Below are 18,464 nucleotides of genomic sequence, written 5' to 3' on the forward strand. Positions count from 1 at the left end.
TTAAAAATGCATCACGCCACCAACGAAGGTGCCGGTTTTCTTGACTGCAATGACCCCGGATTGAGTTTCGCTCGCCATGATCGGCGAGGATCTGCGACCGCTCGCAACGAGCTTCTTTTTCGGCGCTGGCATGGTTACGCCAAGCTGGTAATTGACGACTTTTGCGACGTATCCGACGGTTTCCCTGAAAGGTGGAACGCCGCCGTACTCATAGATGCGGCCTTCGCCTGCGTTATAGGCAGCGGCAACAAGCAGGGGGTTTTGGAACTCGTCCAAAAGCACCCGGAGATACTTAACGCCGCCTTCAATATTTGACGCCGGATCACAGACGTCGCGGACGCCGAAGCGCTCAGCGGTTCCCGGCATGAGCTGCATCGGCCCGCGTGCGCCTTTGTCTGAATTGCGGGAACGATCGAACTGGCTTTCTGCCCAGGTGATGGCGGTAGCAAACAGAGCATCGACTTGATGTCGGCGAGCGGCCTGTTCGACCAGTGTTTTGATTTCCTCTGGTGATAGCGGGGACGGGCCGCATTCGGGAGTGGATACAGCGGCCTGCTTAGTAAAACGCAAATCACCTAAACGGGCAGATTCATCCTGAAGAGAGATAGCCGGATTGGTAATACTAGCGAGAGAGCCAGTGGCTATAACGGCGCTGGAGACGTTGCCAATATGGTTATTCGTATTAGTGCCATTGCCGCTTTTATTTTCCGCAGAAACGATGCCATCGGAACCCACGACAAATTCTTTGCTTTTGCTTGTCCAGCGGCGGTTGAATACGGTCAAATCCGAGCGTGATCCGGATGCGTCGTGAGTTGCGGCCTCGGCGTCGCCATCTTGCGCGAAAGGCGCAATTGCGCCTCTTTCTTCTGCGCAAGTGGCGGCAATCCCGAACGGGATGAACAATGTGGCGCTTAACAATAGCGCTTTGATTGAAAGCCTCTCCATTCTAGCCCTTTAGCTCCTGTCGCAGACCTCACATGCGCTGTTGAGGTTGCAGCAAAAACCGATTAAGTTCATAATAGCATGATACCAATTTGGCTAAGTGATACATGCTTTTTCGCAAATCATAAACCCCCTATGAATAGGGATAACGAATAAGCAAGACGGTAAGGGCTAGAAAATGAAGAGAACCATCGCAATCGCAATGAGCAGTTGTATGTTGGCAACAGCCGCAATCGCCGCGCCTGCAATCAACAAGGACTACATCAAGTCGCTGGCATCGCCCGGGAAGACCGTGCTTGTCATTGAGTATTATGACGGCGACGGAAAAGTTACGGCTCGGAAGGGGTTTGCATCCGCCTCGGGCTATAAGGCAACTTCACCGACCGAATTTCGGGTTGATGATAAGACCCTTCTGAATCTGTACGGGCTAGAAGCCTGCAAAGGCGAAATGGTCAATCGCAAGGATGATTTTGCTGGTTCTTGCACTGACTACGCCAAGCAGCAGCTGCAGATCATGTTGCAGTCGCCGAAGGTTCTCTTTTGTCGGGCATTTGTTAGTGAAGAGAGCGCACCCAAACAAAATGTGACGTGCTACGGCTATTACAATTACCCCGGGAGCCTGGACACGGTTGATATGCTCGAAGAGCAATTGCTCTCTCTTGGCGCGCTCCGCATTGCGAAATCGAAAGACGGGAAGCTAGAGCGTCCCGATCTGGAGAACGCGCAGAAGATTGGAGAAGACGGCTCCTATGGTATGTGGGCCGATCCGCGGGTGAAGGCCCAATGAAGCCAGCCCTATTATCGCTCTGCATGGTCCTTTTATCGACGACGGCTTTTGCAGCCCCGGAGGGATATTTCGACCTCCAGCCGGGCGTTACTTTGGAAACTGGCGATACGTGGGTCTCAGAAGGCCAGCGCTATCGCCTCTATGGTGTTCAGTCATGCCTTCGAGGAACTGCTTTCACTGATACGACCGGAAACAAGAAGGACTGCGGTGAGGCGTCGCTTGCCGTATTCGCCGCTTATATCAAAGACACCAAACCCGTGTGCGCTCCCGTAGCGCAAACTGCCGATACTTCTTATGTCATTTGCTATGCCACAATCGGCGGAAATCGCCTCGATTTAGCGACGGTATTGATTACGAGCGGCTATGCCTTTGCCGCGCTGAAGGCTGACGGGCTTCCCTACTATCCAGCATACGCAGTGGCCGAACAGGAAGCTCGTGAGAAGCGGGCAGGCCTCTGGCAATTCGAAGACGTTCAGCATCCTGCCATCCTGTTGAGCAAATCGGCAAACGAACGGACGAGGAATGCCCAACAATGAAATATCTGATCGTAGCAATGTCATTTGCCCTCGCATCGACACCAGCATTCGCAGCTGACTCTCTTCAAAGCGCGCCAGCTGTCAGCTTACTGGTTCAACCTGGCCAGCCGGCACCGCTTCCAATCTTCAAGGGTCGTGTCGCGGTTATTGATGGTCGGACCCTCTGGTTTCCCGCTTATGCCCAACGAGTTCGGCTCGCGGATATTGACGCGTGCGAATTGCCTCAATGGGCGCTGGATCCGAAATGGACGAACAGAGACGTCACGAAAGCACCGCCGCCTGTACCCTGTGGCCCCTTTGCCAAAGCTTGGCTCAAAAGAACGATCGGGGCGTCTGCCGTCTCCTGCGGTGTCGTCGGCTATGATGCTGAAGGCATGGCACGAGCAAGATGCACATCACGGGGACGCGACCTAGCTCTCGAAATGCTTCGCGTGGGTTGGGCGAGGGTGGATTCACCCTACCTCAACCACCCTCAATATCTCAGCTATCAGCGTGCCGCCATGTCGGCGCGATATGGCATGTGGGGAACTTACGTTCTGGATATGAACGAGTGGCGGCGTAAGGCAGTCGACAAAACGCTCGATCGTCAGCCAATCGCGGATTTCAACCTGCTCGTAGAGCGCAAAAGCGAGATCTCTCCCCCGTTTGCCGACGCGCGCAGAAAACCAAGAAGGACAGACCGATAGTTGGCGGAGATCGCTCATATTGCGCTCAATTTCGCGCGCGATCCCATGGCCTGCTTGTTGTTGGCCATCTTGCTATCGTTTTTGCTTATCATCCCGTCGTCGAAAATCTGGTGGGTCCACGGCATAATCGCGGCCCTTTTCCTCACCATATCGCTGTTTTTCCACGAACAACGGCAAATGTCGTTCGATGCGTTCTTGATCGGCGTCTTTGCCTATCCAGCGGTATGCCGCGACATACCAAATCAGCTCTTGGTCTATCGAATTGGAATTTACTGGTTTTCTGCGTTCACACTTATCGCCCTATGCAGCTACGCGGCCGGAGATCTCATCACACGGTCCCCTTTTCACGCCCGAGACATGTTGCCTACCGGGTTGGTTTCAACCGCTACAATATGAGGATGACCTGAAATGAAGCAGCTTCTGTTTGCACTCGCTGGCCTTGGCACTATCGCCGGGACGCCATCCGCTGCAATTGCGCAAGACACGGGAGGCACGCCATCTTGGGGTTGCCAGGTTCTTTTGTGCGCAGCATCCTCAAACCCTTCGTGGCATGGCGTCCCTTATTGTGTCCCGCCAATGACCAAACTGATCAAGGCCATGGCAAAACCGGGTTTCTCATGGCCCATTTGCCACGAGGCAAAGTCTGGCAAACCCGGATATCAGCCTTACGAGGATTGTCCATCTGGTTTCAAGGAAGCCAGCAATATGAGTGATCGCGGCGCAATGCTGTCGAACCGCTGCGAAAAGACAATCAACACCTGCACCAACAAGATCAGGGAACAGAACAAAGAACTTCAGCAATACAAGGATGTTCAATATCGAGACATTGGTAACTCGGATCGCGGAAATAGTTGTCGAAAGGTCGTCTCCATTGCTCGGCCTATGCGAAAAGACCCTTACTTTATTGACATTCCCGATTATCAAGGTCTTAAGGGGCGCTATTGGTTCAACCTGAAACTTTAAGGAGCTCTAATGAATCAGAACGCACTTCTCGCACTGGCTGCTAGTGCCGGCATCGCAGTCGGTGCGGGCGGTACTTGGTTCGCAGTCTCCAACTCTACGAGCAACGCAAAAGCACTGGCCAAGGCCGACATAGTTGCGGCCATCAACGCCGACCCGACACTTTGTCCCGTTCCAGATGAGCCAGCGTCGAGCGCTAAACTCGATGTACCAACTCAAGCTGAAGCACTGATTGCCGTAAGGAAACTGGAAGAGAAAAATCCGCTTTTGTGGGATAGGAGTGAACTTGAAAAGCTTTCCGTCTCACTAGCGAATTGTTGGCCTGTTGACGGTGCCAACGGCGTAGTCGAGTGCGTTACCAACGTCAAAAAAAATCCGTCAGCGCAAGCTATTGCGAGGACGGTTGGATTTGCCAAGGATCAATCATCTGGCGAATGGATTGCGACAGACCGCAAATAAATGAAGCCCGCGAGCGGGCTTCCATCACAGTTAGATATTTTCGACACTCTTCAAAACTGTGGCCACTTCGTTTTTCGCGAGGGTTAGCCGTCCTGAGATAATTGAGGCTGCGAGATAGACCAGTTTGCCGATTGCGTCATCTACATCTTGCGGCTCATAATCAACGACCCGGCGCGGGTCGTCAGCCAAAGACGATAGTTCCAGCAGCCGTTTCGTCGGGCCAGCGTTACATTCTGGAACGCCGCCGCTTTCGTTCTCCCAACTTATCGCATTCCCAATTGCATCCATAATGGCCTCCGAAAGTCATTTTCAGAAGATGGGTTAAGCTCATAAGTGCAATTCTCAAAACTGACGCATAGTTGATAGCAGCAAGAAGCATACTCATTAGAAGATCGGGTACTTCTTACTGTACGATGCTCAGTTTCTTACCTCTATGCACCAAATTCTGACGAAACAGCCATCCCAAAATCTAAATGATAAAAACGTTGATTAAGGTATCTTGCACGCTAGGATACGAAACGAAGCGAAACGCAACGAAATTTGAGCCGGTAAGAGATTGATAAAAAACGGAAAGTTTTTTTCGTTCCACCGAAAGACGGGAGCGATTTCAAGGAATTGTTCAAGCGTATCGCCGCTGAGGGCGCAGGTCGCCCGCTCGGCAGCGACGGCGCTCGCACTGGTCCCTGGACGCCGGAGCTACTTGCGGAGGCCATAACGCTTGTCGATCCCAAGCGCGTCGGCGTTGATCTACGGACTGTACAGCTCTGGTTTCAGGAGAATGAGAAAGGCATAAGCACTACCAACATCGGTTTGCTGGCGAGAGTTCTAAGCTGCGGTGACTCGGCTGCCAGAAGTGAATGGATTATGGAGCTTAGCGCGGCTCAGTCCCGGTTGGTGGCGAAAAGACGCGAGATGAAGAGGGCCGAAAGTGTTGGGCCATCGGAGCCAGACCGGGGTGCAGCTCGAATAGCAAGATCGGATTCCGTACGCGATGACGATGGCAGGCGATGGAACCTAGCCAGACAGTCTGAGAAGCTTTTCAGCGAAGGTTCTCCCCTGAATCTGTCTGCTTCTGTTTTTGCCGGAATGTCCGCCCTTGGATTCCTTTCGTTCATCATAGGCATTCACAACGTTAAGTTCACCCGATCCGATGGCGTCATCAAGCAGGTCGGCTTCCTTTGGGCGGCGAACTGGACATTAGTGTTCATGGTATTCCTCCCGCTCTTCCTTGCCTTTGTTTTTGAACTGGTGAATTCGTGGAAGCACGAAAAACGGAGGGGGCTTGTCGATGGCGCAATCGAGGACAGCGACAGCGCATGGAAGCGAATTATTGATGCTTCATCCGGTTCATTCTGGGCAGTGTTCCTAATATGCTTATTATTTGCGGGTGTTTTCCAGTGGATTGGCGTCTGTTTGATGCCTCTCATCAAAGGCGGAGGTAATTACGCGATCGATTGGGGCACAGTCGCGATAGTCCGGCCTGAAATCGTAACGATACCTGTTGCGATCTTTTTCACGGCGCTCGCCTACCTCTATATGTGCCTATCGTTTTATCTTTTTTTCGCCGGTCTTATTCTGCTTTATTCTGTGATCAATGACTTTTGGAAAATCCGCAGCGCGGCAAAATCACGGATCCTCTTGGACGCGGGCGATCTAAGCGATACCGGGTTTTGGGTTATGCTGTGGGTTTTCCGCTGCACACTCTTAGGTATGCTGATCGCTACCGTCATGAAGCTGCAAAGCTCTTATCTGGCGTCAAATGACCCAAGCATCGTTGCATGGGTGATTAGCGACCTTTCATCGATCCTATTCGATCGTACAGACGTGCACAGTCGCATTAGCTATCGGATGCCGACACACTTCAGCAGCCTGCTCATCGCAATATCAACCTGTTTTGTTTTTCTATATGGTGTGATCCGCGCTGGATCGGGAAGTCGTTATAAAGTCGCTCTCTGGAAAATGACCGCAGTTGTGGCGCTGCTTTTCGCAAGCTATTTGTCTATCGACGCGTTTTCCGGCTTTACGGTCCTGATGTTTGCCGGGCTCCTAATCGCTATTTACTGCTTATTTGATCCGGCCTTCGGGCGCGGGCGTGCGAGTGAGGTTAGCAATCAAAGTGTTTCATAGTTGGCTTGATCAATGGGATGAGAAACGGGCACGACGCGGAGAAGATGCTAAAAAAGCAACGATCGTCAGTCTTGATGCAGAACGCGCGTTTCCGGGCGCTGCGAATGTTTCCAACATCGAAGAATTCTGCAAGCTCGGGGTGCAGGCAACTGCCACGCCATCGTACTTCAGAGCGCCACTCGGCGACGACAACGATTTTGAGCGGGCAGGGGATTTCCTCAAATTTCCATCTGATATTTCGACAGACATTGAGGAAAATAACCTGGTCTGGTCGAAGATCACCGATAGCGGCTCGCGCGACAAGGCACTGGTAATCTTTCATCATTGGAACGCACGATCCCGCAACCGACAGATAGCGGGTTATTTGTCCAAAAGGGGCATCACAGTCGTTGAGATTGCTATGCCGTATCATTTTGAAAGGAGCCGTCCGGGGGCCGACTACGCTGATTATATGCTAAGCGCAAATCTTGGCCGAACGATCCAGTCACTACGGCAGGCCGTGTGGGATGGACAGAAGCTCATTCGTTGGCTGAAAAGCGAAGGATATCGAGAAATCTCCGTACTCGGAATGAGCCTCGGTTCATGGGTCGCAGGACTGGTCGCCGCTCATGATACCAACGTTAGGAAAGCCTCGCTGTTTCTCACAGGTGGCAGTCTGGCCGAAATGGTCTGGACCGGGCGAGCAACGCGAGCAATACGCGAGAGCTTTGAACCCACGATAAACCTTTCTCAACTGCACAGGGCTTGGGCACCGCTTGATCTGGGGAACTACGCTTACAGTCTCGCCCGTCCTGATCTGGATATTCAGATCGTTTTGGGAAAAAGAGACAAGGTTGTATTGCCAGAAGTGTCAATTGCTCTGTTGGAAAGTCTGAATAATGCTGGCGTAAACCCGGATGTTCTGCAATTAAACTGTGGTCACTATTCACTGGCAATTCCGCCGTACATAATTTTCGCCGGAATTAATTTAAAACGGTTTCTGTCGAAGTCTGACAGTTCAGATCGTCAAACATGAACTATCAATTGTGAATATCCATCATCAGGTGCAGGGGTTTGTCCTAATCAAGGGGATCAATTTCACCATTCTCGGAGGGGAATTAATGGTCAAACTGCCTTTGAAGGCCCTGCTTTGTACGAGCTGCGTTGTATTGGGAACGGCCAGTCATGGTTCTGCCGGCGGACTGGAACGTGGCGGCTATAACATAGACCTTCTGTTTGATCCGGATCGGTTCGCCACGGAGGCGACCTCCATCTATGTCATGCCAAACAGGAAGCTAAATAACGTCAGAGATAGCAGTCCGTGGGACGGACCAGTTGGTGGGGGACGAACCGACGGTGTTAAGGAATCTGAGGCTTATTGGTTCCGCGGATCGGTCTCAAGTTCGGTATCATCGATTCCCTTGATTGCCTTCTCGACTATTCGCAGCCATGGGGCGCACATACAAATCCCGGTCGAAACTGGGCTGGCGCCAACGACAACACCGAAACCAAAATGAATAGCGATGGCTATTCCGGAACCTGTTCTTATAAATTCGACGTCAGCGAGAAGGGCCAGTTTCGGCTCATCGGTGGTGTGTTTTACCAATCCATGGACGGCTTCAAAGAACAGCTGGTCGCGCCTATCCCGGCTAACCCGTTTGGCTGGAACGGTCTCGGTCGATTAACGCTGGAAGCAGACGGATGGGGATGGCGCAGTGGCTTCGCCTACGAGGTTCCGGAATACGCATTTCGTGCCAGCTTGGTTTATAATTCCGAGGTTAAACTTGACGAGTTCACCGGTAAGCTCGATCTCACAGGTCTCCCACCTGGCGCTGGCGGAAATCCGCTTGGAGGAGGATCATGGGATGTAAACGGGTCCGCCAAGCTGCCACAATCCCTTGAATTGAAAATGCAGTCGGGAATTGCGCCGGATTGGCTTGCCTTCGGGTCGTTAAAGTGGACCGACTGGAGCGTTCTGCAGGATATTCCATGAGCTTCGATTTGGTGGATTGATAGGGGTGCTTACCGGCGGTGAAGTCTCGAATGAGGTCGTCAACCCTGCAACAGGCCGTCCTTATCTGGACGCGTCCTATGACTTCGATGATGATATCGTTTCTGCATTGACCTTCTCATTGAAGGTCAAAATATAATCTGGCAAAGCCCGCAATTGAGCGGGCTTCTTGCCCATCTCAGTCCAAATTCTCGACACTCCTCAGCACCTTTCTCATCTCGTCCTTTGCCAGCGTTGATCGACCAGAAATCAGAAAAGCCGCGATATAGACCAGCTTATCGATAGCGTCAGCGACATTTCCCGGTCTGTAGTCTATTACCACGCGCCGCGCGTTCGTCTCGGCGGCCGCCAGTTCCAGAAGCCGTTTTGCGTGATCGGCATCGAAAAGGTCATCCGAGTTCTCGCCAACGCCCCGCTGATCCGTTCTCTTACCAAAAGCCTGCATGTGAGCATCCGTCACAACGACGAGCCTGACAGGCATTTCCTCGCCTCTTTTTACCATTTCGCTCTCCATTTTCCCTTTTCCCGCGAAGCGGTCTTGCTCTTGCCCATGGGGCAGGAGCCCCGCTCCTGCTCCTGCGGCGTCGCAAGTCAGACCGGGAGAGAGGGGGCAAGCAGCGGCGAAGAGCGGGCAAGGCCCCCGCCCTGCCTGATGGTGCGCAACGCGGTTGCACCTGGAATGGTGCGACCGACTTGCTGCATCGAAAGGTCGAGGCGATGCTTGTGGGGAGAGAGGGCAGAGCCCTTTCTTCCCTTTAAAAACAATGAGCTCGTTGGCGCTCTTGCGCCGCCAATGCCGAACATTAAACTGGCGTCCGAATTGAGGTTCGGTGGAACCAACTCGATAGGAGGCGAAATTCAGATGACGGGTGACAGAAGTGCTTTTGTGATTAGGCAGATTGTCGAACTGCCCGCCCAATTGGATCAATTGCAGCAAGAGGCCGAAGCAGAAGGCCGCAATATGATTTCCATGCTTCGTGACGAATGGCGCAGCGGGGCCAATCGCTTTGACCGCCCCGGCGAAATTCTAGCTCTCGGAACTGTCGATGGTGAGATCGCCGGTATTGGCGGTACAACACAGGATTTCATGGATAGCAACTGGCTACGTATGCGGCGGTTCTACGTTCGACCGGCTTTCCGGAGGCGCGGGGTTGATCGACAGATTGCATTGTTTGTACTTAACCATGCGATGACATTTGATCGCCCGATCGTGCTCTACTCAGCGGGCTCTGATGCGGAATTGTTCTGGCCGACGATTGGTTTTATCCCAATCGAGCGCGAAAACACGACTCATATCTTTCCTGGCAAACAATGACTGGATTGAGAGTAAGTGGACTGCGCTCGAGATCCGTTCTGCCGCACAATTACTGACTATCTGGCCGACTGCATACAATGTTTTAGCAAGTTAGGGATGCGACGTTTTTAGCAAGATAGAAATGCGACAGGTGCTGACGTTCAGCCCCCATTCCGAGAGGCTGGTCAGGGTTGCAAGCGAGGAATGGGGGCGGGTGAATATCCACCTCTTCGGCTTTAGCTTTGAGAGTGCCAAATGTCATTAAAGATGGGCATTTCACTCGGCTGCAGCCAACCGGGCTAATGCTTTTTCCCGACGTGCAGTAACTTCAGGATCGTTCATGTAAGCGGTGCGCGATTTGCGCTCACGCTTCTGATAACCGTTGGCTGTGCTGCCGTCGCGAACACCAAACATGTGGTTCGTCTGCCCCGTTCTGCGTGGTCCACTCTTACTGCGTTGCAATTCCCGACCTGCCTGCATCTCGGCCACAATCGATAGCATGTCATCCAATCGCTTGTTCTCGACAACAGGCGACCGGTGAACAGAACGAAGCTTGTCGAAGGTTGTATAGGGCAGGGTGTCCGTTCCATGCATGATCTCCAGACGGCCATCCGGATAATCGCAGACAATCACCTTCTGTCGGGCCAGCCGCTTTGCAAGCTCCGTCGGCTCCAGGATGAACAGCACCTTGTCGTAACGCAGCGTCAGTGTTTGCGAAAGTGTCCGTACTTCCTTCCGGCACATCGCGCTGTCGATGTTCTCATGCCCGGCCAGCGGTCGATGCATATCCTTCGGATTGCGCGGCTCCTTGCCAAACCGGGCATTGAAGTCTGCAATATATTCCGGCGCATAAGCATTTGCTGCTTCGATTGTATCAATGCCGCGCAGTCGCAATTCCTTCACCAGGCGATCCTGCAAAGTCCTGTTGGCCCGCTCGACACGGCCTTTGGCCTGCGGAGTATTGGCACAGATAATATCGATGTTGAGCTCATAAAGTGCCCGACCAAACTGTGTCAGGCCGCTTGTTCGATCTTTCTCTGAACCATGTGTGGAGCGAAACACACCATGCTTGTCGCTGTAAAAGGCCAGCGGCTTGCCCCATTCCTGCAAGTAGGCCTTCGTCGCATGAAAATAATCGAATGTATTCTCTGATCCGGCAAAACGCAGATGCAGAAGCTTGCCGGTGGCATCGTCAATATAAACGAGGAGGGCGCATTTGGGACCCCGCTCCTCAAACCACCAGTGATGCGACCCGTCGATCTGCACCAGTTCACCGAAACAATCCCGCCGGCCGCGCGGCTGATGCAGTTGTCGCTTGCGTTCACGACGCGACGTCCACAACCCAGCCACCGTCATCCATTGCCGCAGCGTCTCCTTGCTGACCGAAAGCTGGTGTCGTTCGGCAAGCTTCTCACAGGCCAGTGTCGGACCGAAATCCCGATAATAACCCCGCACCAAATCCAGAACACCATTGCGGAAATCTTCGCTGTAACGATGATTGCTCAGGCGACCGCGTCTTCCCGAAACCAGTCCAGCACTCCCAAGTTTATCGTAAGCCTGTAAAAGACGATGAATCTGGCTGCGGCTGAGATCGAGCAATGCGGTGGCCTGTATAACGGTCAGGCGGCGATCCCGTATCTTCTGAATGACTTCCAATCGATTGAGTTCTCTCTGCGACATAGTAATCAAACAAGACATGGCAACTCTCTAAACTGATACACATCAATAGAGAGCCAGTCTTCCTTTCCTCGTTCGATCTGAACAGAGCACGCGACCTAAAAATGTCGCATCTCTATCTTGCCCATCTGTCGCATCTGTATATTGCTGTTATATACAAAAATCGCATAATACGCATTATGGAACTATGTTGTTGATATTGCTATATAATACATGATCGGCTTGCTAAAGTCCATTCGTAAACCGCAAGTCGCATTTTGCATCCATCCACGCCAATCACCATGAATGATACGACTTTTCGGTTTGATAAACTTGATAACCGAGCCATAGCGCCCCGCCAGTGGCGATGAGCAGGCCGAGGAAGAAACGCCCTACAATTGCGCCCACGACGAATTGCAACAGGAACATGAGGAAGCCGATAAATAAAGCCGTTTTCAGTGGAGAGCTCATTTTCCGCCCCACTTCATCTGAACGATAATGGATGCTGTTTTTCCGCTCTGTGGCTTCGCCACGGTCAGGAAATTCGGTCCGGTTTGGGGGTAAGGATGGTACTTATCGTCGCTCATTTTCCAGTCCCGGATAAGGAATCGACAAAAAGACGTCGTTGATGGAATCCTGGCAATCGGGATGCTGTTTCTTTAGAGCGATCAGGCATTGCCGGTAATAATCCTGATTGGATTTCAGAAGCCGAACCTCCTCTTCCAGATCGCCAATCCGCTCAAACATCGCTCGCGTCGCCGGCGACAGGTCTCGCGCATCACCAGTCCTGTAATCCCAAAGCGTCATCAAACGCCCGTTTTCGACGATAGCAACGACGAGCTGCGCTGTCTCCGGATAATAGCGCGGCAAAGCCGCGGCCTTCAGAGCCGTTCCAGAAAGGCCACCTTCACAATATTCGCCACCTAGCAGCCGCGGATTGTCGCCGCTATGCTCTGCCATGGCGACATACACGCCATCCTCTGGATATCCGACCAGGCCTGTCGCCTCTTCATCAGTCAAAATGCGCACGATCCAGCTCCTATTGAATCATGTGCTTGAGGACTGTTGCCCACTTGGCTTTGGATGCATCATCACCTTCAAACCACGCATCCATACCGAACCAAGCGGCCATGATGCTTGCCTTGTCGCCGTAGTAAGCACGGCAATCCTCTATGATCAGATTTGTGTCTGCCGTTCGGAACGAACAGACATCCTCAATCATGCTGCGCGCATCCTGCAGCGTCTGGCCCGGCAAAAGCACAGGTATCGCGTCCATCTTTCTTCCTCCTCAAAAAAAGGGACAATCAGGATGCGGCGAACGCCGCATCCTGATTGCCGCTTTCGTCAATGCTGTCAGGCTTGGTCTTCAAATGCTGGATGAAATTAGAGATCGCCGCAAGCGTAGGAGCGTCGAGCGTCCGCAGCTTGTCGAAAATCGATTTCGTCATTTCTGCTTCTTTATTTGTGGATCGTCGACCTGTTCAAGCCCAAGAATATCAATCCATTCTTCTAACGAACGTCCCTTCATATCTCCTGTCAAACGTTGTTTCATTCCTTTTATGGGAAAATCGATGTAGCCGATTTGGCTAGCTGAATGCGGTGAAAAATAGAGTTATGATTGAATGGACTGGGCACGTAGCTGCGCGCCGGCGCTCTATGCTTTCGGCACGGAACCTGGCATTATGCCGGTTTCTGCCCATGCGGGTGACGATCGCACTCGTGCAAGGCGCATAGCGGCTCAAAGAAATTTCAATTACCGAATTGGCTATCTCTTGTTTACACGACCCGACGACTTCAGCATAGTGCGTCAATCCGGCGACAACCGGAATAGGTGCTGACGTCTTGCTAGCCCTTGGCGTCAATCACCTGGGAGCCGTCCTGCGTGCAAACAGGTCGGCTCCCTCCCTCGTTGACAATCAGATGATGAATGGCGACCGCAACGGCGGTCATCTTTAGTTTCACTAGTGAGGGAGAAAGAGCGCTGCCCTCTCCCCCTCGCAAGAAAAAAACGGTCTCCCCGTCCTTCCTCGCATCGTCCCTTTGGTCCTCAGCTCGTGCAGGATCGATACGGATCCGCATACGCGGATCTGCACCGACCCTCCGGCTACGCCTCGGGCGGGCGAACCCCCTCCGTTTTTTTTCCTTGCTACCCCCTCTCCCGCTGTTCCGCACGAGCTCGGGAGCAGGAGTGGGGCTCCTGCCCGATGGGCAAGAGCAAGACCGCTTCGCGGGAAAATGGAGAAGATCATGATCAATAAGAACAAGCCAACAACCATCATTATCGCGTTGAACAAGCTGGATCGTGACCCGAAGAACGTGCGCAAAACCTACCGCAAGGAAGGTATTGAAGAACTGGCGGCAAATTTGCGTAGCGACGGTTATCAACCGTTGCAAAATCTGGTCGTGCGCGAGGGCGATAGGAAAGGCCATTATTTCGTGACGGCTGGTGAACGCCGCCGTCTGGCGCTGCTTTTTCTGGCAGAGGCTGGTGAGATTGCGGCAGATTTCGCGGTCGAGTGCAAGGAACGTGCCGCCGAGGATGCCACGGCAATCAGTCTTGCCGAAAACGCTATGCGCGAAGAAATGAACCCCGTTGACCAATATGAAGCTTTCAAGGCCATGGCAGATGAGGGAAAAGACATTGCTGATATCGCCGCTCGCTTTGCGATCTCTGAAACCATAGTGCGGCAGCGCCTCGCGCTGGCGCGCGTCGCACCCGAATTGCTGCAATTGTTCCGGGACGAGGAAATTGGCTATAGCCAGTTGAAAGCTTTTACCATCTGCGATGATCAAAAGCGCCAGATGGAAGTCTGGAACGCCCTGCCTGACTGGAATCGTGACGCGCACCGGATCAGGTATGCCCTGACCGAGGAAATGATACGAGCAGACGACAAGCGTTTTGAGTTCATCGGTGGCGTTGAGACATATGAAGCGGCAGGCGGAGCGGTCAAACGTGACCTGTTCGATACGCGAGACGGTGGATATGCCACGGATGCCGCCTTGCTGGAAAGGCTGGTTGCAGAGAGATTCACCGTGATTGCCGAGCAGGTGAAGGCCGGAGGCTGGCAGTGGGTCGAATGCAGCACGGGCGTTCCCGATGGGTTGCACCGCATGGAACGCTTTTATCCCGAAGACGTGCCGTTGTCCGCTGAAGATCAGGTCGCACTTGATGCAGCACAGGCAGAATATGACGAAATTGCCGAATTGATTGAGCATGATGCCGCCGACGATCAGGCCGAGGAAAAGCTTGAAGGTGTTCAGGAGCGTATTGACGCTCTGACGGCCAAGACGGAAGCTTTCAGTTCCGAAGCACTGGAACAGGCTGGTGCGTTCGTGATGATGGACTACTACGGCAAGGTTCGGATCGAGCGTGGCTTTGTGAAGGCCGAGACGGCGACGGTTGATGACGAGACTGAGAACAGCGAGACGGAACATTCGTCCGAGTTGACGGCTCCCTCCCTTCCAGTGATGACGCATAGTGCGGCTTTAATAGAGGACCTGACCGCACACAAGACAGCGGCGCTGCGCATTGAACTGGCGAACAATGCGGACATCGGGCTCGTTGCCGTGGTGCATTCGATGTTGATCGAGGTTGTTTATCCCTACGGCGGTCATAGCGCCTTGCAAATCCGCGTCAGCCATGAGCGGCTTGACGGTTCGATGAAGGATGCCGCGAACTGCGAAGGCTTGTTGGCCTTCAACGACCTGTCGGATCGCTACGGTGACATTCTTCCCGGCAATCCTGATGACTTGTTCGATTGGCTGCGTGAGCAGCCACAAGACATGCTTCTATCGCTTCTGGCTTTTGCCGCCGCTCATGCCGTCAATGCGGTTGAGCCGAAATTCTGCCAGCGCAAGGGCGATGTGGCGCAGGCCAATCAACTTGCCCGGTCACTTGACGTTGATATGTCGGATTGGTTCGAGCCGACCGCCGACAACTATTTCAATCACGTCAACAGGACGACGATTGAACTGGCAGTGGCCGAAGCCAAGGGCAAGGATGCGGAATTGTCAGTCCGTGCCGCCAAGAAGAAAGCCGAAGCGGTTTGATCGCAGAACGGCTCGCTTCCGGAAGCGGATGGCTCCCGGTCCCCGTTCGGATCGCGGATGAAGCCGCAGCCGAAACCATGGACGACGAAACCGGCGAAGAAGCTGGAAGCGTCGACGATGAAGAGGAGTTTTCCCAAGCGGCTGAATAAGCCGCAGGACGGTCGTGCGTTTCTCCCGCACGACCGGTTCCCCATTGCGAATGTAGAGAAAAGCATCTACATTAAAGTAAATATTTATCTACATGGAGTGCCAGTCATGGCAATCAATGTCACAAATGAAACCGCCGACCAGTTGACGCGCAAGTTCGCAAAGATCGCAAAGGTAAGCATTTCTGATGCAATCGTCATTGCCATGCGCGAAGCGATCGAGCGCCGTCTGAACGTCGAAACACCGGCCCAGACTGCAGCGCGTTTGCGAGAAAAATATCACGTTGCAGGCAAGGAAGCAGCAAAAAAGCCTCTACCGAAGGAAGCCTATGACGAAATGTGGGAATCGTGAGCGACATGTTTATTGACGCTTGCGCCCTCGTCGCTGTTTTGTCCGACGAACCAGAAGCCGAACGCGTTTCCACCGCGATCATGAATGCCAAAAAGCGCTTTACATCACCGCTTGTCGTTCTGGAAACTGCCCTCGCCTTATCTCGGCCAGACAAGTTCGATCTTCCCATTGATCATGTTGAGCCAATTATCATGGAGTTTCTGGACGCCCGCGCCATTGAGCTTCGCGATCTGCCGCCTGCAAGACGAACCACGACGCTTTCACTCCACGCGGCCAATACCTACCGGAAAGGCCGTCGTGGTCTGAACTTGGCAGACTGCATTCATTACGCGTGCGCAAAATATTATCGTGTGCCAATCTTGGCGACGGATAACGAATTTCGCGAAACCGATCTGGAAACCGTGCCTTAGAGTGCACGGTGTCCGATATCGCGTGCTTCAGATTGCCAGTCTAAATTCCGTATGGTCCTGACACAGCTAACCTCGCGGTTATGTCGCAAAATTTTTACTGTTTCTGCGTCCTGTCATGATCACAGCGTGTCATTGCGGGAGGTAAAGAGGAATGACGATCACTTTCAAAGGGTCTCATTTTCCCAAAAGTGTCATCCTTTTTGCGGTATTCTTCTATGTTCGTTATCCCGTTTCCTATCGTGACCTTCAGGAAATAATGGCCGAACGCGGCATAGAGATTGATCACGCAACATTCCACCGTTGGGTCGTTCGATACGCACCGCAGATTGCAGATCAAGCACAGAAGCGTAAGCGGCCAACGCTTGGCTCTTGGCGTGTTGATGAGACCTATATAAAGGTCAAAGGGAAATGGACCTATCTGTACAGAGCCGTTGATCGTGACGGCCAAACTTTGGAATTTATGCTCTCAGAGCGCCGAAATCTCGGTGCAGCAAGGCGCTTCTTTAAGAAAGCCATCGCAAGCAATGGTGTTCCGCACAAGGTCGTCATTGATAAAAGCGGAGCGAATCTGGCTGGTGCAAAGGCTGTAAACACGATCCTGAAAATCACGGGCACGGGCAAGATGATGGAAATCCTGCAGGTTAAATATCTCAACAACATCCTTGAGCAGGATCATCGCTTCATCGAGCGGATCACCAAACACATGTTAGGCTTCAAAGCCTTTGATTCAGCGTCTGCTACAATCGCTGGCATCGAAGTTGCTCATATGATCGGTAAGAAGCAATTCGCTAATGAAAATCGGTCGCCATTCGAGGTGTTTGCGGAGCACGCTGCATAACTGTGTCCGGAGATAAGGCCGCTTATACCCCACTTAAAAATTTGCGACTAAACCACTCATGCCTCTGCCGACTTTACGACGGCAGAAGCAGGCTTTGCCTTGCCCGATAATCATATTATCGGGGCTGAAACAATTGACGGTGGGTGCGGGGCTCGCAGCGCAGATACTGCGGAGCTGCCCCAATCTGCGCACCGAGATGTGCCGCCGCATGCCAGGGCCAGCGTGGATCGTAAAGAACTCCTCGTGCAAGTGCGATCATATCGGCGTCACCTGTTGCCACAATTGATTCCGCATGTTCGAAGTCCGTGATCATTCCCACCGCTACCACTGGTATGTCGACTGCCGACTTGACCGCACGAGCCAGCGGTACCTGATAGCCTGGAGCAAGCGAGATCTTCTGGCGAGTGTCCAATCCGCCGCTGGACACATGAATGGCCGCGCAGCCGCGAACCTGTAATGCCTGTGCAAAGGTGACGGTCTGATCGATATCCCAGCCGCCATCCACCCAATCCGTCCCCGAAACTCGGACAGAAACCGGGTAATCATTCGGAACAGCGGCTTTTACAGCTTCGAAAACTTCCAGCGGAAAGCGCAAGCGGTTTTCAAGGCTGCCACCATAAGCGTCCTCCCGATGGTTCGACAAAGGTGAGAGAAACTGATGCAGCAAGTAACCGTGTGCTGCGTGTAACTGGATAGCATCAATGCCTAATCGCACGCTACGGCGTGCCGCCTCAACGAAGGCATCACGGATGCGCTCCATCCCTGCCTTGTCCAAGGCTTCGGGTGCATGGTCATCCGGAGCGAAAGGTAGCCTACTGGGTGCAACAGTCTGCCAACCATTTGGCTGATCGGGCCGGATTTGCCCGCTACCGAGCCACGGCTTCTCGGTCGACGCTTTGCGTCCGGCATGGGCAAGCTGAATCGCAACCGGGATGTCAGACCATTGCCGGATTGCCTCCAGAACAGGAACCATGGCCGCTTCGGTCACATCATCCCACAGGCCAACATCGCCATAGGTGATGCGTCCTTCGGGGCTAACAGCGGTGGCCTCAATGGTCAAAAGCCCCGCTCCCGATAATGCAAGTTGACCAAGATGTATCATATGCCAGCTCGTCATCCGACCTTCTTCGGCTGAATATTGGCACATCGGAGCGATAACCACGCGGTTCGGCATTGAAAGGCTGCCTGTTGAGATGGAAGTGAAGAGCATGCTCATGTTTTGGAGTCGTCC

Annotated in this window: 24 protein-coding genes; 15 read left to right on the plus strand and 9 right to left on the minus strand. The window is 53.0% G+C overall.

What is annotated here, in order from left to right; genetic code table 11:
• Positions 1–945 carry a lytic transglycosylase domain-containing protein gene (locus tag ABDF71_RS26460; RefSeq protein WP_151610603.1) on the minus strand — a complete coding sequence of 315 codons (945 nt, stop codon included), beginning with the start codon at positions 943–945 and terminating at the stop codon, positions 1–3.
• A 175-nt stretch (positions 946–1,120) separates the two neighbouring features.
• On the opposite strand from ABDF71_RS26460, the gene ABDF71_RS26465 reads away from it, so the two are divergent.
• Genes ABDF71_RS26465 through ABDF71_RS26490 form a run of 6 tightly spaced genes read left to right on the plus strand, consistent with a single transcriptional unit; the run spans position 1,121 to position 4,370 of the window.
• The gene (locus tag ABDF71_RS26465; protein WP_105529524.1) at positions 1,121–1,729 is read left to right on the plus strand and encodes a hypothetical protein; all 609 of its coding nucleotides are present in this window, start codon (positions 1,121–1,123) and stop codon (positions 1,727–1,729) included.
• Positions 1,726–2,265, plus strand: a complete 540-nt coding sequence (locus ABDF71_RS26470; RefSeq protein ID WP_151610604.1) for a thermonuclease family protein — start codon at positions 1,726–1,728, stop codon at positions 2,263–2,265. The genes ABDF71_RS26465 and ABDF71_RS26470 overlap by 4 nt, the downstream gene beginning before the upstream one ends.
• A complete protein-coding gene (locus ABDF71_RS26475) occupies positions 2,262–2,951 on the plus strand; it encodes a thermonuclease family protein (protein WP_151610605.1) in 690 nt (229 codons plus the stop codon). The genes ABDF71_RS26470 and ABDF71_RS26475 overlap by 4 nt, the downstream gene beginning before the upstream one ends.
• The gene (locus ABDF71_RS26480; protein WP_151610606.1) at positions 2,952–3,347 is read left to right on the plus strand and encodes a hypothetical protein; all 396 of its coding nucleotides are present in this window, start codon (positions 2,952–2,954) and stop codon (positions 3,345–3,347) included.
• Positions 3,348–3,359: 12 nt separating this feature from the next.
• On the plus strand, positions 3,360–3,914 hold the full coding sequence (locus ABDF71_RS26485) for a hypothetical protein (RefSeq protein WP_151610607.1): 555 nt from the start codon (positions 3,360–3,362) through the stop codon (positions 3,912–3,914).
• Positions 3,915–3,923: 9 nt separating this feature from the next.
• Positions 3,924–4,370 carry a hypothetical protein gene (locus tag ABDF71_RS26490; RefSeq protein WP_151610608.1) on the plus strand — a complete coding sequence of 149 codons (447 nt, stop codon included), beginning with the start codon at positions 3,924–3,926 and terminating at the stop codon, positions 4,368–4,370.
• Positions 4,371–4,400: 30 nt separating this feature from the next.
• On the opposite strand, the gene ABDF71_RS26495 is transcribed toward ABDF71_RS26490, so the two are convergent.
• On the minus strand, positions 4,401–4,658 hold the full coding sequence (locus ABDF71_RS26495) for a hypothetical protein (protein WP_151610609.1): 258 nt from the start codon (positions 4,656–4,658) through the stop codon (positions 4,401–4,403).
• A gap of 267 nt (positions 4,659–4,925) precedes the next feature.
• Between ABDF71_RS26495 and ABDF71_RS26500 the strand changes: the two genes are divergently transcribed.
• From ABDF71_RS26500 to ABDF71_RS26510, 3 genes are all read left to right on the plus strand, one after another.
• On the plus strand, positions 4,926–6,497 hold the full coding sequence (locus ABDF71_RS26500; RefSeq protein ID WP_500062008.1) for an RcgA family putative transporter: 1,572 nt from the start codon (positions 4,926–4,928) through the stop codon (positions 6,495–6,497).
• Entirely contained in the window at positions 6,487–7,512 is a 1,026-nt protein-coding gene (locus ABDF71_RS26505; RefSeq protein ID WP_151610616.1) for an alpha/beta fold hydrolase, read from the plus strand. Before ABDF71_RS26500 ends, ABDF71_RS26505 begins: the two co-directional genes overlap by 11 nt.
• A 342-nt stretch (positions 7,513–7,854) precedes the next feature.
• On the plus strand, positions 7,855–8,469 hold the full coding sequence (locus tag ABDF71_RS26510; RefSeq protein WP_500062006.1) for an outer membrane protein transport protein: 615 nt from the start codon (positions 7,855–7,857) through the stop codon (positions 8,467–8,469).
• 196 nt (positions 8,470–8,665) lie between these two features.
• On the opposite strand, the gene ABDF71_RS26515 is transcribed toward ABDF71_RS26510, so the two are convergent.
• Entirely contained in the window at positions 8,666–8,989 is a 324-nt protein-coding gene (locus tag ABDF71_RS26515) for a hypothetical protein (protein ID WP_231771634.1), read from the minus strand.
• A gap of 360 nt (positions 8,990–9,349) precedes the next feature.
• On the opposite strand from ABDF71_RS26515, the gene ABDF71_RS26520 reads away from it, so the two are divergent.
• Positions 9,350–9,802 (plus strand): GNAT family N-acetyltransferase, encoded by a 453-nt coding sequence (locus tag ABDF71_RS26520; RefSeq protein WP_151610611.1) that lies wholly within the window; start codon positions 9,350–9,352, stop codon positions 9,800–9,802.
• Positions 9,803–10,057: 255 nt separating this feature from the next.
• On the opposite strand, the gene ABDF71_RS26525 is transcribed toward ABDF71_RS26520, so the two are convergent.
• The 5 genes from ABDF71_RS26525 to ABDF71_RS26545 all read right to left on the minus strand — a co-directional run bounded on the left by ABDF71_RS26525 (position 10,058) and on the right by ABDF71_RS26545 (position 12,885).
• On the minus strand, positions 10,058–11,479 hold the full coding sequence (locus ABDF71_RS26525; RefSeq protein WP_151610612.1) for an ISNCY family transposase: 1,422 nt from the start codon (positions 11,477–11,479) through the stop codon (positions 10,058–10,060).
• A 255-nt stretch (positions 11,480–11,734) separates the two neighbouring features.
• Complete coding sequence (locus ABDF71_RS26530; RefSeq protein WP_192799577.1) at positions 11,735–11,908, minus strand: hypothetical protein; 174 nt, start codon at positions 11,906–11,908, stop codon at positions 11,735–11,737.
• A 102-nt stretch (positions 11,909–12,010) separates the two neighbouring features.
• Positions 12,011–12,466: a hypothetical protein gene (locus ABDF71_RS26535; RefSeq protein WP_151610613.1), complete on the minus strand. Its 456-nt coding sequence runs from the start codon at positions 12,464–12,466 to the stop codon at positions 12,011–12,013.
• A 10-nt stretch (positions 12,467–12,476) separates the two neighbouring features.
• Positions 12,477–12,713 carry a Y4oE-related protein gene (locus ABDF71_RS26540; protein WP_151610614.1) on the minus strand — a complete coding sequence of 79 codons (237 nt, stop codon included), beginning with the start codon at positions 12,711–12,713 and terminating at the stop codon, positions 12,477–12,479.
• Positions 12,714–12,741: 28 nt separating this feature from the next.
• The gene (locus tag ABDF71_RS26545) at positions 12,742–12,885 is read right to left on the minus strand and encodes a hypothetical protein (protein WP_192799576.1); all 144 of its coding nucleotides are present in this window, start codon (positions 12,883–12,885) and stop codon (positions 12,742–12,744) included.
• Positions 12,886–13,684: 799 nt separating this feature from the next.
• Here ABDF71_RS26545 and ABDF71_RS26550 point away from each other — a divergent pair.
• From ABDF71_RS26550 to ABDF71_RS26570, 5 genes are all read left to right on the plus strand, one after another.
• A complete protein-coding gene (locus ABDF71_RS26550) occupies positions 13,685–15,487 on the plus strand; it encodes a ParB/RepB/Spo0J family partition protein (RefSeq protein ID WP_231771633.1) in 1,803 nt (600 codons plus the stop codon).
• On the plus strand, positions 15,484–15,636 hold the full coding sequence (locus ABDF71_RS26555; protein WP_231771632.1) for a hypothetical protein: 153 nt from the start codon (positions 15,484–15,486) through the stop codon (positions 15,634–15,636). Before ABDF71_RS26550 ends, ABDF71_RS26555 begins: the two co-directional genes overlap by 4 nt.
• Before the next feature lie 106 nt (positions 15,637–15,742).
• Positions 15,743–15,985: a type II toxin-antitoxin system VapB family antitoxin gene (locus ABDF71_RS26560; protein WP_151610735.1), complete on the plus strand. Its 243-nt coding sequence runs from the start codon at positions 15,743–15,745 to the stop codon at positions 15,983–15,985.
• Between the two features lie 5 nt (positions 15,986–15,990).
• Positions 15,991–16,395 carry a type II toxin-antitoxin system VapC family toxin gene (locus ABDF71_RS26565; protein ID WP_151610734.1) on the plus strand — a complete coding sequence of 135 codons (405 nt, stop codon included), beginning with the start codon at positions 15,991–15,993 and terminating at the stop codon, positions 16,393–16,395.
• Positions 16,396–16,546: 151 nt separating this feature from the next.
• A complete protein-coding gene (locus ABDF71_RS26570) occupies positions 16,547–17,233 on the plus strand; it encodes an IS6 family transposase (protein WP_213507440.1) in 687 nt (228 codons plus the stop codon).
• A 115-nt stretch (positions 17,234–17,348) separates the two neighbouring features.
• Here the strand turns inward: ABDF71_RS26570 and ABDF71_RS26575 are convergent, their stop codons facing one another.
• On the minus strand, positions 17,349–18,449 hold the full coding sequence (locus ABDF71_RS26575; RefSeq protein WP_151610739.1) for an NADH:flavin oxidoreductase/NADH oxidase: 1,101 nt from the start codon (positions 18,447–18,449) through the stop codon (positions 17,349–17,351).
• Between the last annotated feature and the right edge of the window lie 15 nt (positions 18,450–18,464).

The organism is Ochrobactrum sp. WV_118_8 (genome assembly GCF_039631535.1).
GTDB lineage: Bacteria > Pseudomonadota > Alphaproteobacteria > Rhizobiales > Rhizobiaceae > Brucella > Brucella anthropi.

What these genes read in the sequence shown, in the direction of transcription:
- ABDF71_RS26460 (WP_151610603.1), bottom strand. Translation starts at nt 945, where the DNA reads ATGGAGAGGCTTTCAATCAAAGCGCTATTGTTAAGCGCCACATTGTTC.
- ABDF71_RS26465 (WP_105529524.1), top strand. Translation starts at nt 1,121, where the DNA reads ATGAAGAGAACCATCGCAATCGCAATGAGCAGTTGTATGTTGGCAACA.
- ABDF71_RS26470 (WP_151610604.1), top strand. Translation starts at nt 1,726, where the DNA reads ATGAAGCCAGCCCTATTATCGCTCTGCATGGTCCTTTTATCGACGACG.
- ABDF71_RS26475 (WP_151610605.1), top strand. Translation starts at nt 2,262, where the DNA reads ATGAAATATCTGATCGTAGCAATGTCATTTGCCCTCGCATCGACACCA.
- ABDF71_RS26485 (WP_151610607.1), top strand. Translation starts at nt 3,360, where the DNA reads ATGAAGCAGCTTCTGTTTGCACTCGCTGGCCTTGGCACTATCGCCGGG.
- ABDF71_RS26490 (WP_151610608.1), top strand. Translation starts at nt 3,924, where the DNA reads ATGAATCAGAACGCACTTCTCGCACTGGCTGCTAGTGCCGGCATCGCA.
- ABDF71_RS26495 (WP_151610609.1), bottom strand. Translation starts at nt 4,658, where the DNA reads ATGGATGCAATTGGGAATGCGATAAGTTGGGAGAACGAAAGCGGCGGC.
- ABDF71_RS26515 (WP_231771634.1), bottom strand. Translation starts at nt 8,989, where the DNA reads ATGGTAAAAAGAGGCGAGGAAATGCCTGTCAGGCTCGTCGTTGTGACG.
- ABDF71_RS26520 (WP_151610611.1), top strand. Translation starts at nt 9,350, where the DNA reads ATGACGGGTGACAGAAGTGCTTTTGTGATTAGGCAGATTGTCGAACTG.
- ABDF71_RS26525 (WP_151610612.1), bottom strand. Translation starts at nt 11,479, where the DNA reads ATGTCTTGTTTGATTACTATGTCGCAGAGAGAACTCAATCGATTGGAA.
- ABDF71_RS26530 (WP_192799577.1), bottom strand. Translation starts at nt 11,908, where the DNA reads ATGAGCTCTCCACTGAAAACGGCTTTATTTATCGGCTTCCTCATGTTC.
- ABDF71_RS26540 (WP_151610614.1), bottom strand. Translation starts at nt 12,713, where the DNA reads ATGGACGCGATACCTGTGCTTTTGCCGGGCCAGACGCTGCAGGATGCG.
- ABDF71_RS26545 (WP_192799576.1), bottom strand. Translation starts at nt 12,885, where the DNA reads ATGACGAAATCGATTTTCGACAAGCTGCGGACGCTCGACGCTCCTACG.
- ABDF71_RS26550 (WP_231771633.1), top strand. Translation starts at nt 13,685, where the DNA reads ATGATCAATAAGAACAAGCCAACAACCATCATTATCGCGTTGAACAAG.
- ABDF71_RS26560 (WP_151610735.1), top strand. Translation starts at nt 15,743, where the DNA reads ATGGCAATCAATGTCACAAATGAAACCGCCGACCAGTTGACGCGCAAG.
- ABDF71_RS26565 (WP_151610734.1), top strand. Translation starts at nt 15,991, where the DNA reads ATGTTTATTGACGCTTGCGCCCTCGTCGCTGTTTTGTCCGACGAACCA.
- ABDF71_RS26570 (WP_213507440.1), top strand. Translation starts at nt 16,547, where the DNA reads ATGACGATCACTTTCAAAGGGTCTCATTTTCCCAAAAGTGTCATCCTT.
- ABDF71_RS26575 (WP_151610739.1), bottom strand. Translation starts at nt 18,449, where the DNA reads ATGAGCATGCTCTTCACTTCCATCTCAACAGGCAGCCTTTCAATGCCG.